This is a genomic window from Pseudomonas sp. LAMO17WK12:I1, from assembly GCF_900177315.1.
Lineage (GTDB): Bacteria > Pseudomonadota > Gammaproteobacteria > Pseudomonadales > Pseudomonadaceae > Aquipseudomonas > Aquipseudomonas marginalis.
In genome coordinates, this window is record NZ_FWZV01000019.1 from 89,274 (window position 1) to 104,494 (window position 15,221).

Below are 15,221 nucleotides of genomic sequence, written 5' to 3' on the forward strand. Positions count from 1 at the left end.
CACATTTTTGACCGCATTTAGTCTTCGAGGGCGCGAACCCGCTGCATGCGTTTTTGCTCTACCGGCGCTGCGGCGGTTTGCAACTCAAAGTCAAAATCAATCTGCGCAAACCGCCCTTCCACGCCAAACTCCCGCGCCAGTTGCTGATCGTCACTGAAGCGAATCTCGGCAATCAACTCATCCCGCGTCGCGTAGGCAAAATCATCGTGCAGGTACGGGTCATCCGACAGGTTGATCTGGGTGGTCAGGTGCCGATGCCCCGGCGCCGAGATAAAGAAGTGGATATGCGCCGGGCGCTGCCCGTGGCGCCCCAGTTGATCGAGCAACTGCTGGGTCGGCCCGGTCGGCGGGCAGCCGTAGCCCGACGGCACGATGCTGCGAAAGCGGTAGTTGCCCTGGGCGTCGGTCTCGATACGCCGACGCAGGTTGAATTCGGATTGCGTCGGGTCGAACCACGAATACGTACCGCCGGTATTGGCCTGCCACACATCGACAATCGCCCCGGCCAACGGCTTGCCGTCGGTGTCGCGCACCTGCCCGCGCATAAACAGCGGCACCGCGTCGTCCTTGCCATCGTCCAGCCGCGCCTCGTACTTCGACAGCGGCGCGCCGGCCACATACAGCGGGCCTTCGATGGTGCGCGGGGTACCACCGGACTTGCCGGCTTCCTCGTCGGCGGCGTCCATCAGCATATCCAGGTAATGCTCCAGGCCGAGCCCGGCGGCGAGCAGTCCGGCCTCCTGGTGCTTGCCCAGTTCGTTGAGGTAGTTGACCGCCTTCCAGAACTCTTCCGGGGTCACGTCCAGGTCTTCGATGATGTTTACCGTATCGCGCAAGATCCGGTAGATCAGCGCCTTGGCGCGCGGGTTGCCGCCGTCAGTGAGGTTGCCGCTGGCTTCTTCGAGAAACCGTTGGGCGTGGGCAGTCTGGGACAGTCGGATGGACATGGTGCGTTCCTCATCTTGTAGTTATCAGGGTGAAAACCGGCCTAGCGGTCGTCTTCATGGATCGACGAAGGGTGCCGGCACAGGGCATTCACTTCGATGGCCATGTAGGGGTAAAGCGGCAGTTGCATCAGCAGGTCATGCAGCTCTTGCACGCTGTCGACGTCGAACACGCTGTAGTTGGCGTAGAGCCCGGCGATGCGCCATAAGTGGCGCCATTTGCCTTGGTGCTGCAGACGCTGGGCAAAGGCCTTTTCGTCGGCCTTGAGGCTGGCGGCGCGCTCGGGGTGCATGTCGACGGGCAGGTTCACGGTCATTTTTACGTGGAACAACATGGGCGGCGCCTCTTAGTGTTCGTCACGACGGAAGAACGCCAGGCGCTCCTCATCGATGGCCAGGCCCAGGCCCGGCAAGTGGGAGACATGCAGCTGGAAATCGCGGTACAGCGGCGGCTCGGCAAGAATGTCTTCGGTCAGCAACAGCGGGCCGAACAACTCGGTACCCCATGCCAGCCTGTTCAGCGTGAGGAAGGCATGCGCCGACGCCAGGGTGCCGATCCCCCCTTCCAGCATGGTGCCGCCGTACAGGCCGATACCGGCGGCCTCGGCAATCGCGGCGGTGCGCAATACCGCGCGGGGGCCGCCGTTCTTGGCGATCTTCAGGGCGAACACCGAGGCCGCGCCTTCACGGGCCAGGTTGAAGGCCTCTTCGACACACTCGATGGATTCGTCGGCCATGATCGGCGCCGGGCTCGACAGGTTGAGCCGGGCCATGCCGCCACGGTTGTTACGCGAGATCGGCTGTTCGATCAGGTCGATGCCGTGGTCGCCGAGCACCTTGCACGCCCGCAGGGCCACGGCTTCGTCCCAGGCCTGGTTGACGTCGACGCGCACGCTGGCACGTTCGCCCAGGGCCTGTTTGATCGCGATGACATGGGCCAGGTCCTCGCCCACTTCACCGGCACCGATCTTCAATTTGAAGATGCGGTGGCGGCGCAGGTCGAGCATCTTTTCGGCCTCGGCAATGTCCTGGGCGGTATTGCCGCTGGCGAGGGTCCAGGCCACCGGCAGTGCATCGCGCACACGCCCACCGAGCAGTTCGCTGACCGGCAGGTTCAGGCGCTTGCCGAGGGCGTCGAGCAAGGCGCTTTCGATACCGGATTTGGCAAAGGTGTTGCCGCGAATGCTGCGCTCCAGGCGCAACATGGCCGCGTTGATATTGCTGGCGTCCTGGCCAATCAGCAGTGGGGCGAAGTGACGGTCGATGTTGACCTTGATGCTCTCGGGGCTCTCGTTGCCGTAGCTCAGGCCGCCGATGGTGGTGGATTCACCGATGCCTTCGATGCCGTCGGCGCAGCGCACGCGGATGATCACCAGGGTCTGGTTTTGCAGGGTGTGCATCGCCAGCTTGTGCGGGCGAAGGGTGGGAAGGTCGACGATAATGGTCTCGATCGACTCGATGGCGCAAATCGGCATGGCAATACCCGCTGGGTTCTTTATAGATTTACGTCGATTCTGTGCCGCATTCTTCCTGGCTTCCAATATAGAATTGGTCTCGATCAATACCCTCAAGGTATGAAAGGAGCCGTTATGGAACTGCGTCATCTGCGCTACTTCCAGGTGCTGGGGCAGACCCTCAACTTCACCCGTGCTGCCGAACACCTGCACATCGCCCAGCCGCCGTTGAGCCGGCAGATCCAGCAATTGGAAGAGGAATTGGGCGTGATCCTGCTGGAGCGTGGCCGACCGCTGCGGCTGACCGAGGCCGGGCGGTTTTTCTATGAGCACGCCAATGTGTTGCTCGAACAATTGGCCACGGTCTGCGACAACACCCGCCGCATCGGCCAGGGCGAGAAGACCTGGCTGGGCATCGGCTTTGCGCCGTCGACCTTGTATGGCGTGCTGCCGGAATTGATCCGGCGGTTGCGCAGCCATGAGGCGTTGGAACTGGAGTTGGGGTTGTCGGAGATGACCACCTTGCAGCAGGTCGAGGCGCTCAAGGCCGGACGTATCGACGTGGGCTTCGGGCGCATTCGCATCGACGACCCGGCCATCGTCCAGCGTGTGCTGGTGGAGGATCGGTTGGTGGCCGTGCTGCCCGCCGGCCACCCATTGCTCGATGCACCCGCGACCCTCGCCCAACTGGCCGCCGAGCCGTTTGTGCTCTACCCCGGCAACCCGCGCCCCAGCTATGCCGACCATGTGATCGCACTGTTCGACGCCCACGGCCTGAGCCTCAAGGTGGCGCAGTGGACCAACGAACTGCAGACCGCCATCGGCCTGGTCGGTGCGGGCATGGGCGTGACACTGGTGCCGGCGTCGGTGCAGGTGCTGCATCGCGCGGATATCGGCTACACGCCGGTTGTGGAAGCGACGGCGACCTCGCCGATCATTCTCAGCCGACGGGTAAATGATCAGTCGCCGGGGCTCAGTCATTGCCTGCAGTTGGTTGAAGAACTGATCTGAAATCGCCCAGGCACCGCCCCTCCCACTGGTTGATCTTCATCAGGTTCAAGTACTGCGCATACGCATGCGTTGCAGCGTCTGGCTGGGGGATTCATCGAACAGTTTCCGATACTCCGCCGAGAACCGCCCCAGGTGGGTAAAGCCCCAGCCGAAGGCGATCTCGGAGATGGTACGGATCGATCCATGCTCGAGGATTTCCTGGCGCACCGCACTCAGCCGGTGCTTCTTCAGGTAGGCCATGGGTGACAGGGCAAAGTACTTGCGAAACGCATCGAACAGCTTGAACCGCGACACCCCGGCAGCAGTTTCCAGGTCTTCCAGGTGCAGCGCCTCGCGGGCGTTGTCGTGAATGTACTGGCGCGCACGGATCAGGTAATGGGGCAGTTTCACCCCCAATACGTCGCGCAGTTCTTCCGAGTAGTTGTTCGGCTGGGCGAGGATCAGGCCCTTGATCAATGAGCTTTCCAGGTCACGGGTGAACGCCGCCTGTTCATACAATTCGCTACGGCGCTCCAGCTCCGCGATGAAGTAGCGCGCCATGCGCCACCACGACGCCGACGCCCCCTCCACCGCATCCATCACCGGTTCAAATTGCAGCGGCGCCTCGATCGGCCGTTGCAGCAAGCCCTCCAGCGACTCGCTCATCGCCGCCCGCGTGATCACCACTTGCAACTTGCGACAATCGCCGGAAATCGCCAGCACCTGGTGCTCGTTGGGCGCGATGATCACGCCCTGGTCGCGGTTGGAACTCAGGCGTTGGCCGTTCTTGCTCAGCTCCTGCTCCCCCACCAACGGCAGCGTGAGGCTGTAGCTGCTGAAGTGCTCGGCGTCTTCGATATCGATGGTCACGTCGGTGCCGTACTCGATCACCCCCAGGGTGGTGGCCCGGGACTTGAACACGTTGGCACTGTGATGAAAGCGCAGGCGCTCGGGCGTGCTCGTCACCAGGCGGTGCGGTCCGCAAATGCCGGACATCCAGCTGCGGGCGCCTTCGAGGTCGAAGCGTTGGACATGGATATCGCGTGTAGGACTATTCATCAGTGTGCACCCACGGCGGTCAGGCGGTTGCGCGCTCTGGCGGCGCGTCGTTGTGGTTCCACAGCAAGTTCTACGCCACGCCGACCCGATTGCAACCGGGTGGATAGCAACGGCCGACTATGTGGATAAACCACAGGTTTTGCCGCCCCTGGCCGCACCGGACAGTGGCGCGTTGCGTCACCGCCCCGCACCGCCGTGGGTATTTGCTGCCCAACTTTGCGGCCCACCTTCCCCCATTAAGCGGATAGCCCGCCACCTTGTCGCAGCCTCCTAATGGCTCACCTGTTCAGCCATTATCAAAAGGTGCCTCCCATGAGTGGTGCAAGAAGCGTCGAGCAATGGAAAAGCTTTATCGAGAGCTGCCTGGATTTTCGCCCGGCAGACGCCGTGTTCCGCATCGCCCGCGACATGTTCACCGAGCCGGAACTGTTCGATCTTGAGATGGAGTTGATCTTCGAGAAGAACTGGATCTACGCCTGCCATGAAAGCGAACTGGCCAATAACCACGACTTCGTGACGATGCGCGCCGGGCGCCAGCCGATGATCATTACCCGTGATGGCGAGGGCCGGCTCAATGCGCTGGTCAACGCCTGCCAGCATCGCGGCACCACCCTCACCCGGGTCGGCAAAGGCAACCAGTCCACCTTCACCTGTCCGTTCCACGCCTGGTGCTACAAGAGCGATGGCCGGCTGGTGAAGGTCAAGGCGCCGGGGGAATATCCGGAAAGTTTCGACAAGGCAACACGCGGCCTGAAAAAGGCCCGCATCGAGAGCTACAAGGGTTTTGTCTTCATCAGCCTGGACGTGAATGGCCGTGACAGCCTGGACGACTTCCTCGGCGATGCCAAAGTGTTCTTCGACATGATGGTCGCGCAGTCGGCCACCGGTGAGTTGGAGGTGCTGCCGGGCAAGTCGGCCTACACCTACGACGGCAACTGGAAACTGCAAAACGAAAACGGCCTGGACGGGTATCACGTCAGCACCGTGCACTACAACTACGTGGCCACGGTGCAGCATCGCCAGCAGGTGAATACCGAGAACGGCAGCGGGTCCGCCAGCACCCTGGACTACAGCAAGCTCGGCGCCGGCGACGCCAACACCGATGACGGCTGGTTCGCCTTCAACAATGGCCACAGCGTGCTGTTCAGCGACATGCCCAACCCCAGCGTGCGCTCCGGCTACGCCACCATCATGCCGCGCCTGGTGCAAGAGCACGGCCAGCAGAAGGCCGAGTGGATGATGCACCGCCTGCGCAACCTGAATATCTACCCGAGCCTGTTCTTCCTCGACCAGATCAGCTCGCAGCTGCGCATCATCCGCCCGGTGGCGTGGAACAAGACCGAGATCATCAGCCAGTGCCTGGGGGTGAAGGGCGAATCCGATGCCGACCGCGAAAACCGTATTCGCCAGTTCGAGGACTTCTTCAACGTCTCGGGCATGGGCACCCCGGACGACCTCGTGGAGTTTCGCGAAGCCCAGCGTGGTTTCCAGGGCCGCCTGGAACGCTGGAGCGATATCTCACGCGGCAGCCATCGCTGGGAGACTGGCCCCACGCCGAACAGCGAAGCCATCGGCATCTCGCCGGCCATGACCGGCACCGAATTCACCCATGAAGGCCTGTACGTCAACCAGCACCGCAACTGGCAGCACTTCCTGCTCAAGGGCCTGGACCAACAAGCGCTGACACTGCGGGAGGTGGAATGATGAATGCGCCATTGCAGTACCGGATCGAGCAGTTTTTCTACCGTAAATCCGAGCTGTGCGACGCCCAGGACTGGGACGCCTATGTGCAGTTGTTCGACCCGCACAGCGAATTCCACCTGCCGCAATGGGACTCGGAGCACGTCTACACCCGCGACCCCAAGCGCGAGATGTCGCTGATTTACTACGCCAATCGTTCGGGCCTGGAGGACCGCGTGTTCCGCCTGCGCACCGGCAAGGCAGCGTCCGCTACACCGATGCCGCGCACCTTGCACCTGATCAACAACGTACGCATTGCCGAGCAGGCGGACGGCACGCTGGAGGTCCGGTTGAACTGGCACACGCTGTTCTATCGGCTGGCCACATCGGAGCAGTTCTACGGGCATGCCACCTATCGCCTCAAGCCCCATGGTGACAGTTGGCTGATCACTCGCAAGCATGCGCTGCTGCTTAACGACACCATCAATTCGGTGCTGGATTTCTATCACCTTTGAAGCACATCACATCTTGTGGCGAGGGAGCTTGCTCCCTCACCACAGGTGATGTGCCAGCCCTACACGCGTGGAGTTTCCGTGAATGAATCACAAAGTGGCCTTCAGTTTTGCCGACGGCAAGACCCTGTTTTTCCCGGTGGGCACAAATGAAATCCTGTTGGATGCGGCACTGCGCAATGGCATCAAGATCCCCCTGGACTGCCGCGAAGGCGTATGCGGCACCTGCCAGGGCCGGTGTGAGTCAGGTGACTACACCCAGGACTATGTGGACGAGGAAGCCCTCTCCAGCCTCGACCTGCAACAGCGCAAGATGCTCAGTTGCCAGACCCGGGTGAAGTCCGACGCGGCGTTCTACTTCGACTTCGATTCGAGCCTGTGCAATGCGCCGGGGCCGGTGCAGGTGCGTGGCACGGTAAGCGAGGTGCAGCAGGTGTCGGCCAGTACGGCGATCTTGACCGTGCGGTTGGACGCGGCGCTGGATTTCCTGCCGGGCCAATATGCGCGCCTCTCGGTGCCCGGCACCGACTGTTGGCGTGCCTACTCGTTCGCCAACCTGCCGGGCAACCAGCTGCAATTCCTGATCCGCCTGCTGCCGGATGGGGTGATGAGCAATTACCTGCGGGAACGTTGCCACGTCGGCGATGGGTTGCTGATGGAGGCGCCGCTGGGTGCGTTCTACCTGCGCCATGTCAGCAAACCGCTGGTGCTGGTGGCCGGCGGCACCGGACTGTCGGCGTTACTGGGCATGCTCGATGAACTGGCCGCCACGGGCTGTGATCAGCCGGTGCACCTGTACTACGGCGTGCGCGGGGCCGAGGACTTATGTGAAGCGCAGCGTATCCATCAATACGCCTCGACAATCCGCGGTTTTCGCTACACCGAAGTGCTGAGCGCACCGGCGCCTGAATGGCCCGGCAAGCGCGGCTACCTCACCGAGCATTTCGACCTGGCCGAATTGCGCGACGGATTGGCGGATATGTACGTGTGCGGCCCTCCGCCAATGGTCGAATCCATCCAACAATGGCTGGCGGATCAGGCACTTGATGGCGTTCAGCTGTATTACGAAAAGTTTACCCAGAGTAATATCTGACTCCTCAGCACTTCTGAGGGGTTCTACCCCGAGAAAAACAAGTAGAAGGGAACGTTAATGGCGGATGACATGGTTAACCCGGCAGGCCTCAAGCGTGGCCTGAAGAACCGGCATATTCAGTTGATCGCCTTGGGCGGGGCGATAGGCACGGGGCTGTTCCTCGGTTCGGCCGGGGTACTCAAGTCGGCGGGGCCGTCGATGATCCTGGGCTACGCGATCGCCGGTTTCATCGCGTTCCTGATCATGCGCCAGCTCGGCGAGATGATCGTCGAAGAACCGGTGGCCGGCTCGTTCAGCCACTTCGCGCACAAATACTGGGGCGGTTACGCGGGCTTCCTGGCCGGCTGGAACTACTGGGTGCTCTACGTGCTGGTGGGCATGGCCGAGCTGACTGCGGTGGGCAAGTACATCCAGTTCTGGTGGCCGCAGATCCCGACCTGGGTCAGCGCCCTGGTGTTCTTTGTCGCGGTGAACCTGATCAACACTCTTAACGTGAAGTTCTTCGGTGAAGCCGAGTTCTGGTTTGCGATCATCAAGGTGGTGGCGATTGTCGGCATGATCGTGCTCGGCTGCTACCTGCTGTTCAGCGGCACCGGCGGCCCGCAAGCGTCGGTCAGCAACCTGTGGAGCCACGGCGGATTCTTCCCGAATGGCGGCATGGGGCTGTTGATGTCCATGGCCTTCATCATGTTCTCGTTCGGCGGCCTGGAGCTGGTGGGTATCACCGCTGCCGAGGCCAGCGAGCCACGCAAGGTGATCCCCAAGGCGATCAACCAGGTGGTGTACCGGATCCTGATTTTCTACGTCGGCGCATTGACCGTGCTGCTGTCGCTGTACCCATGGGATCAACTGCTGCAAACCCTCGGCGCGTCGGGCGATGCCTACAGCGGCAGCCCGTTTGTGCAGATCTTCTCGCTGATCGGCAACGACACCGCCGCCCACATCCTCAACTTCGTGGTGCTGACCGCGGCGCTGTCGGTGTACAACAGCGGCGTGTACTGCAACAGCCGCATGCTGTTCGGCCTGGCCGAGCAAGGCGATGCGCCGAAAGCGCTGATGAAGCTCAACAAGCAAGGCGTACCGCTGCGGGCCCTGGCGATCTCGGCGCTGGTGACGATGCTGTGCGTGGTGGTCAACTACGTGGCACCGCAAAGTGCCCTGGAGCTGCTGTTCGCGCTGGTGGTTGCCTCGCTGATGATCAACTGGGCGCTGATCAGCATCACCCATATCAAGTTCCGCAAGGCCATGGGTGAGCAAGGCGTGACGCCGTCGTTCAAGACCTTCTGGTTCCCGTTCAGCAACTATCTGTGCCTGGCGTTCATGCTGATGATCATCAGCGTGATGCTGGCGATCCCGGGGATTCGCGAGTCGGTGTATGCGATGCCGGTTTGGGTGGGGGTTATCTATGTGGCCTACCGGTTGCGAGTGAGTAAGACGAAAGCGGTTGCCGCTGCGCAGTAATATCCATGTGGGAGGGGGCTTGCCCCCGATAGCAGTGTGTCAGTCACTTATGTGTCCACTGACCCTCCGCCATCGGGGGCAAGCCCCCTCCCATATTTGATTGCGTTTACAGCGTGGAGCGCACTCGCCACAGCTCGGGGAACAGCACGGTGTCGAGCATCTTGCGCAGGTAACCCACGCCCTCGGTGCCGCCGGTGCCGGGCTGGAAGCCGATAATCCGCTCCACTGTGGTCACATGCCGGAAGCGCCATTGGCGGAACGAATCCTCCAGGTCGATAAACTTCTCGGCCAACTGGTACAAGTCCCAATACCGGCTCGGATCGCGATACACCTCGCGCCACGCCGCCTCCACCGACTCATCGTGCACGGTCGCCGCCGTCGGGTCGCGCTCGGCACGCTTGGGGTCAATCGCCAGCCCCGCCTTGACCATCAGGTTGATCGCCTCGTCATACAGCGACGGCGTGGCAATCGCCACCTGCAACGCCTGCAACAACTCGGGCCGATGGGCATGGGGGCGCAACAGCGCCGGGCTCTTGTTGCCGAGGATAAATTCGATCTCGCGGTACTGGAACGACTGGAACCCGGAGGACTGCCCCAGGAACGGGCGAATCGCCTTGTATTCCGACGGCGTCATGGTCGCCAGCACAGCCCAGGCGTGCACCAGTTGATCGAAGATCCGCGACACCCGCGCCAGCATCTTGAATGCCGGCGGCAACTCGCCCAGGCGCACGTGTTCGCGGGCGGCCTTGAGTTCGTGGAGCATCAACTTCATCCACAGCTCGGAGGTCTGGTGCTGGATGATGAAGAGCATTTCGTTATGGTCCGGCGACAGCGGGTGCTGGGCGCTGAGCACTTTGCCCAGGTCCAGGTAGTCGCCGTAGCTCATGGACTCGGAAAAATTCAGTTCGGCGTTATGCCATTCTTCCGGTGGCTGGTAGTCGGCAGAGAAAGGACATTGGCTCATCGCGTGGGCTCCTTGAGCGGGCGGAGAATGGCACGGACCGGGCTGGCGTCCAGGTTGGCGAAACGCAGCGGCAGGGCGATCAGTTCGTAGTCGCCCTCCGGTACGTCGTCGAGCACGATGCCTTCGAGAATCGCCATGCCATGCCGCGCCACGGCGTTGTGGGCATCCATGGTCTTGGACTGTTGCGGGTCCAGGGAGGGCGTGTCGATCCCGATCAGGCGCACACCCAGGCTGGCCAGCAGTTCAATGGTCTGCGGGGCGATGGCGGTGAAGTTCGCATCCCATTCGGTCAGCGGTGCTTGTGGATAAGTACGCAACAGCACGCGCTCCGGCAGGTTATCCACACGCCCTTGCAACTGATGGGGCTGGACCAGCGCACCGCTGTCCAGGCAATGCAGCACCCGGCACGGGCCCATGTACACCTCCAGCGGCACCTCGCCAATCGGCGCTCCGTCGGCGCTGTAATGCAGCGGCGCATCCACATGGGCGCCGGTGTGCGGCGACAGGGTAATGCGTCCGACATTCACCGGGCACTCCGGGCCGAACTGCCACACACGCTCTTCCTGGAACGGCGTATCGCCCGGCCAGGTCGGGGTTGCCGTGCTCAAGGGCGGGCTGATGTCCCACCACGTTTTTATTGAGGTCATTTGAAGGCTCTCGGCGGTTACTGGGGTGAATGATACGAGGGCCAGACGTGAATTTTCTTGCGAATTCGTGCGCCGAGGGGAAAATCTTTCGCACTTACTGCGAGGAAATGGCTGATTCACGCTCAAAAGTGTCGGCTAGAGAGGATTAATGTGGGAGGGGGCTTGCCCCCGATGGCAGTGGGTCCGTTTACACAGGTGCCAACTGACCCACCGCTATCGGGGGCAAGCCCCCTCCCACACTGATTCGCGATGCCCCGACAATCGTGTTCGCCTGCGCTTCTGGGCATCCCGATGTCGAGTTCAGACCACTGGCGCAACGTCCCAGGCCTTAGGGTGCATCTTTCCATTCCCTGCCTCGGAGTCATCATGTCAAAGCCCATCACCGTACTGCGCGACACCCACCCCCTGCCGGTCCTGGATGCCTGCAAATGGGAAAAGCTCGAAGGCGACCCGCACACCGTCAACCTCAACGCCTACACCAGCGAAGACGGCAGCAAGATCATGGGCACCTGGATCTGCACGCCGGGCAAGTGGTATGTCGAATACGTGAAATGGGAATACTGCCATTTCCAGGAAGGCTACTGCGTGATCACGCCTGAGGGGATGGAGCCGATTCACTTGCGGGCTGGGGATATCTTTGTGGTGGAGCCAGGGATGAAGGGGACGTGGGAAGTGGTCGAGACGGTACGTAAGTATTTTGTGTTTGCTTGAGCCACCTCTTCCAGTGAACTGCTTTTTTGTGGTGAGCGGGGCAAGCCCGCTCACCACCGTCAGTTTATTCGGGTTTGCGATAGCTGTTGATGATCGCCGAAAAGTCCTTGCCCCCTTCGCCGCGCTGACTCATCGATTGATACAACTGCTGGGCCACCGCACCGAGGATCACCGGTTGCTTCGCCTGGCGAGCGGCCTCGGTGGCCAGCCCCAGGTCCTTTAGCATCAAATCGGCGCCGAACCCGCCGGTATAGCCACGGGACGACGGCGCGGTTTCGATCACGCCCGGCCATGGGTTGTAGGTGTCGGAACTCCAGCAGCGCCCGGTGGAGCTGTTGATGATCCCGGCCAGCACCTGGGTGTCGATGCCCAGCGCGTCGCCCAAGGCCATGGCTTCGCTGACGCCGACCATGCTGATGCCGAGCAGCAGGTTGTTACAGATCTTGGCGATTTGCCCGGTGCCCACATCGCCGCAGTGCACGATGTTGCGGCCCATCTGTGCCAGCACCGGTTGCAGGGTGGCGAACAGTTCCGGGGTGGCGCCGACCATGAAGGTCAGGGTCCCGGCCTGCGCCCCGCCGGTGCCGCCGGAGACCGGTGCGTCGGCCATCACCACGCCTTGCTTGGCGGCAGCAGCGGCGACGTCGCGCGCGGTCTGTGGGTCGATGGTGCTGCAATCCACCGCGGGCACGCCGTTGCCGATCCCCGCCAGTACACCGTCTTCATTCAGCCAGACACTGCGCACATGGGCGGCGGCGGGCAGCATGGTGATCACCAGCTCGGCGCCTTGGGCAGCGTCACGCGGCGAGTCGCTGATGTTGCCGCCCAATTCGGCGAGTTCCTTGAGCACCGTCTGGTTCAGGTCGAACAGGTTCAGCCCATGGCCGGCCTTGATCAGGTTGCGGGCCATCGGTGCGCCCATGTTGCCCAAGCCGATAAATGCAATCTTCATGGTCGTCTCCCGAATCAGCGCAGGTTGATGGTGGTGTTGACGCCATCGTTGACCGTGTCGTCGTCGAACCAGCGGCTGGTGACGGTCTTGGTCTGGGTGTAGAACTGCACCACTTGCTTGCCGTACGGGCCGAGGTCGCCGAGCTTGGAGCCACGGGAACCGGTGAAGCTGAAGAACGGCACCGGCACCGGGATCGGGATGTTGATACCGACCTGGCCCACATCGATTTCGCTCTGGAATTTACGCGCCGCCGCCCCGCTCTGGGTGAACAGGCCGGTGCCGTTACCGAACGGGTTGGCGTTGACCAGCGCAATGGCCTGGTCGAGGGTGTCGACTTCCAGCACCACCAGCACCGGGCCGAAGATTTCCTGGGTGTAGATCTGCATATCGGTGGTCACGCCCGAGAACAGGGTCGGGCCGACGAAGTTACCGTGCTCGAAACCCGGCACCTTGATGTCGCGGCCGTCCAGCTCGAGCTTGGCGCCTTCTTTCACGCCGCTTTCAATCAGCTCCAGGATACGGGCCTTGGCGCGCTTGGAGATCACCGGGCCGACATCCGTGCCCGCTTCGCTGCCGGCGTTGACCTTGAGCTTTTGCGCCAGCGCTTTCAGATCCGGCAGCCATTGCTTGGCCGCCCCCACCAGCACCACCACCGAGGTGGCCATGCAACGCTGGCCCGCCGCGCCGAAACCGGCACCGACCAGGGCATTGAGGGTGTGTTCACGGTTGGCATCCGGCAGTACCACGGCGTGGTTCTTGGCGCCCATCATCGATTGCACGCGCTTGCCGTGCTTGCCGGCCAGGTCGTAGACATGAGTGCCGACGGCAGTCGAACCGACGAAGGACACCGCCTTGATGTCTTTATGGGTGCACAGCGCATCCACCACATCCTTGCCGCCGTGCACCACGTTGAGCACACCCGCCGGTACGCCGGCTTCCAGCGCCAGCTCCACCAACAGCAGGGTCGACAGTGGGTCCTGTTCGGACGGCTTGAGGACGAAGGTGTTGCCGCAGGCGATGGCCATGGGGAACATCCACAGCGGAATCATTGCCGGGAAGTTGAACGGGGTAATGCCGGCACACACGCCGATGGGTTGGCGCAGGGTGTAGGTATCGACGCCACCGGCGACGTTCTCGGCGAACTCACCCATTTGCAGGGTGCCGATGGAGCAGGCGTGCTCCACCACTTCCAGGCCACGGAAAATATCGCCCTCGGCATCGGCAATGGTCTTGCCCTGCTCGGCGCTGAGGACCACCGCGATACGCTTGGAGTGTTCGCGGATCAGGGCTTGCAGCTTGAGCATGATGCGCATGCGCGCGCCGATCGGCGTCAGCTTCCAGGTCTGGAAGGCTTGATGGGCGGCGTCGATGGCGGCATTGACTTCATCGGCCGTGGCGAACGGGACTTTGGCCAGCACTTGCTGGGTGGCCGGGTTGACGATGTCTTGCCAATGGGTGGTCCTGGACTCGACCCACTCACCGTTGATGAGCAACTTGACCTGTTGCACGGAAATATCGGCAGATGCGTTCATGTGGTCTCCAACTCTTATATTTATACAGAGACAAGGCGCTTGAATCGCCTTGAAGAATGAGGCGTTCGGACTGTTTTTGGAGTATAGATGTGCAAATCTCTAATAAGAACGCACATAAAAGCCGGTCCAATATGCAAAAAAACATCACATCACTGGGCTCCCTGAATTGGGACGACCTGAAGTTTTTCCTCGAAGTGGCCCGCACCCGCAAGGCCAGCGTCGCCGCCAAACGCCTGGCGGTGGACTACACCACCGTGTCGCGGCGCATCAGCTCATTGGAAGTGTCCCTCGGTACGCTGCTGTTCGAAAAATCCCGGACCAACGGCTTCGTCCTGACCCCCGAAGGCCAGCGTTTGCTGGGCTACGCCGAGTCCATCGAAAGCACCCTGCACATGGCCTGCGAACAGGTGTCCGGCTCCGGCGTGGCGCTGTCCGGCCATGTGCGCATGGGCTGCACCGAAGGCTTCGGCAGCTTCTTCGTCACCCCGCAGTTGAGCCACTTCGTCGACACCTACCCCGCCATCTCGGTCGACATCCTGCCCCTGCCCCACTTCATCAGCCTGTCCAAGCGCGAAGCCGACATCGTCATCGCCCTGGAACGCCCGGAACACGGGCCCTACGTGTGCTGCAAACTGTGCGACTACAAACTGCAGCTGTACGCGACCCAGGAATACCTCGACCAACACCCGCCTATCCAGCGCCCGGCCGATTTGGCCGAACATCCGTTTATCAGCTATGTGGATGATCTGGCCTTCAGCTCGGAGCTGCTGTACCTGGCCAACGTCGTGCCCGGCGCCAGCGCTAGCCTGCGCAGTACCAGCGTGATTGCACAGTACGTGGCGACGCAGCAAGGGCGGTCGATGGCGATCTTGCCGTGCTTTCTGGCGGCGCAGGATCCACGGCTGCTGCCGGTGCTGGGGGAGCAGATTGCGATCACTCGCCAGTTTTGGATGTATTGCCGTGAGGATCTGAGGAAGTTGAAGCGGATTACGTTGTTGTGGGATTACATCCGCGAGGTGACGGAGCAGAACCAGGGGTTGTTGATGGGGGAGACAAGGGAGATGCGGTTTGCGGATTAAGGGCCAGCAACGACAATTCCCCTTAAATTGCAGGAGGCTCCCAGAGAATCTCCGGCCAACTAAGCGAACACCGTTCGAATGTGGGAGGTGGCAAGCCCTCTCCCACATTTTGATTGGATTTCAGATTGAAATCGGACTGCCGG

General features: G+C 61.8%; 15 protein-coding genes. 7 read left to right on the forward strand and 8 right to left on the reverse strand.

Annotated features, from left to right (window positions below; all coding sequences use genetic code 11):
- Nucleotides 1-17 precede the first annotated feature (17 nt).
- The 3 genes from catA to B9N88_RS29105 are packed head-to-tail and all read right to left on the reverse strand — an operon-like array spanning nucleotide 18 to nucleotide 2,419.
- Entirely contained in the window at nucleotides 18-947 is a 930-nt protein-coding gene (gene catA / locus B9N88_RS29095) for a catechol 1,2-dioxygenase (protein WP_027607667.1), read from the reverse strand.
- A 41-nt stretch (nucleotides 948-988) separates the two neighbouring features.
- Nucleotides 989-1,279 (reverse strand): muconolactone Delta-isomerase, encoded by a 291-nt coding sequence (catC, locus tag B9N88_RS29100; RefSeq protein ID WP_027607668.1) that lies wholly within the window; start codon nucleotides 1,277-1,279, stop codon nucleotides 989-991.
- Nucleotides 1,280-1,291: 12 nt separating this feature from the next.
- Nucleotides 1,292-2,419, reverse strand: a complete 1,128-nt coding sequence (locus B9N88_RS29105) for a muconate cycloisomerase family protein (protein ID WP_027607669.1) — start codon at nucleotides 2,417-2,419, stop codon at nucleotides 1,292-1,294.
- A gap of 114 nt (nucleotides 2,420-2,533) precedes the next feature.
- Between B9N88_RS29105 and B9N88_RS29110 the strand changes: the two genes are divergently transcribed.
- A complete protein-coding gene (locus B9N88_RS29110) occupies nucleotides 2,534-3,409 on the forward strand; it encodes a LysR family transcriptional regulator (RefSeq protein WP_027607670.1) in 876 nt (291 codons plus the stop codon).
- Between the two features lie 45 nt (nucleotides 3,410-3,454).
- On the opposite strand, the gene B9N88_RS29115 is transcribed toward B9N88_RS29110, so the two are convergent.
- Complete coding sequence (locus B9N88_RS29115) at nucleotides 3,455-4,447, reverse strand: AraC family transcriptional regulator (RefSeq protein WP_027607671.1); 993 nt, start codon at nucleotides 4,445-4,447, stop codon at nucleotides 3,455-3,457.
- A gap of 312 nt (nucleotides 4,448-4,759) precedes the next feature.
- Here B9N88_RS29115 and antA point away from each other — a divergent pair, with 312 nt between their 5' ends.
- From antA to B9N88_RS29135, 4 genes are all read left to right on the forward strand, one after another.
- Nucleotides 4,760-6,151, forward strand: a complete 1,392-nt coding sequence (gene antA / locus B9N88_RS29120; protein WP_027607672.1) for an anthranilate 1,2-dioxygenase large subunit — start codon at nucleotides 4,760-4,762, stop codon at nucleotides 6,149-6,151.
- Nucleotides 6,151-6,642, forward strand: coding sequence for an anthranilate 1,2-dioxygenase small subunit (gene antB / locus B9N88_RS29125; protein ID WP_027607673.1), 492 nt, complete (start codon nucleotides 6,151-6,153; stop codon nucleotides 6,640-6,642). Before antA ends, antB begins: the two co-directional genes overlap by 1 nt.
- A gap of 82 nt (nucleotides 6,643-6,724) precedes the next feature.
- On the forward strand, nucleotides 6,725-7,732 hold the full coding sequence (gene antC / locus B9N88_RS29130) for an anthranilate 1,2-dioxygenase electron transfer component AntC (protein ID WP_027607674.1): 1,008 nt from the start codon (nucleotides 6,725-6,727) through the stop codon (nucleotides 7,730-7,732).
- Nucleotides 7,733-7,789: 57 nt separating this feature from the next.
- A complete protein-coding gene (locus B9N88_RS29135) occupies nucleotides 7,790-9,193 on the forward strand; it encodes an amino acid permease (protein WP_027607675.1) in 1,404 nt (467 codons plus the stop codon).
- 106 nt (nucleotides 9,194-9,299) lie between these two features.
- On the opposite strand, the gene kynA is transcribed toward B9N88_RS29135, so the two are convergent.
- Both kynA and kynB read right to left on the reverse strand, forming a co-directional pair.
- Nucleotides 9,300-10,157: a tryptophan 2,3-dioxygenase gene (gene kynA / locus B9N88_RS29140; protein WP_027607676.1), complete on the reverse strand. Its 858-nt coding sequence runs from the start codon at nucleotides 10,155-10,157 to the stop codon at nucleotides 9,300-9,302.
- The gene (gene kynB, locus B9N88_RS29145) at nucleotides 10,154-10,804 is read right to left on the reverse strand and encodes an arylformamidase (RefSeq protein WP_027607677.1); all 651 of its coding nucleotides are present in this window, start codon (nucleotides 10,802-10,804) and stop codon (nucleotides 10,154-10,156) included. Before kynB ends, kynA begins: the two co-directional genes overlap by 4 nt.
- Nucleotides 10,805-11,170: 366 nt before the next feature.
- On the opposite strand from kynB, the gene B9N88_RS29150 reads away from it, so the two are divergent.
- The gene (locus tag B9N88_RS29150) at nucleotides 11,171-11,515 is read left to right on the forward strand and encodes a cupin domain-containing protein (protein ID WP_003230905.1); all 345 of its coding nucleotides are present in this window, start codon (nucleotides 11,171-11,173) and stop codon (nucleotides 11,513-11,515) included.
- 64 nt (nucleotides 11,516-11,579) lie between these two features.
- Here B9N88_RS29150 and mmsB read toward each other — a convergent pair whose 3' ends face one another.
- Together mmsB and B9N88_RS29160 are read right to left on the reverse strand one after the other, a co-directional pair.
- Complete coding sequence (gene mmsB, locus B9N88_RS29155) at nucleotides 11,580-12,467, reverse strand: 3-hydroxyisobutyrate dehydrogenase (protein ID WP_027607678.1); 888 nt, start codon at nucleotides 12,465-12,467, stop codon at nucleotides 11,580-11,582.
- 14 nt (nucleotides 12,468-12,481) lie between these two features.
- Complete coding sequence (locus B9N88_RS29160) at nucleotides 12,482-13,999, reverse strand: CoA-acylating methylmalonate-semialdehyde dehydrogenase (RefSeq protein WP_027607679.1); 1,518 nt, start codon at nucleotides 13,997-13,999, stop codon at nucleotides 12,482-12,484.
- Between the two features lie 131 nt (nucleotides 14,000-14,130).
- On the opposite strand from B9N88_RS29160, the gene B9N88_RS29165 reads away from it, so the two are divergent.
- On the forward strand, nucleotides 14,131-15,078 hold the full coding sequence (locus tag B9N88_RS29165; RefSeq protein WP_027607680.1) for a LysR family transcriptional regulator: 948 nt from the start codon (nucleotides 14,131-14,133) through the stop codon (nucleotides 15,076-15,078).
- The last annotated feature ends 143 nt before the right edge of the window (nucleotides 15,079-15,221 follow it).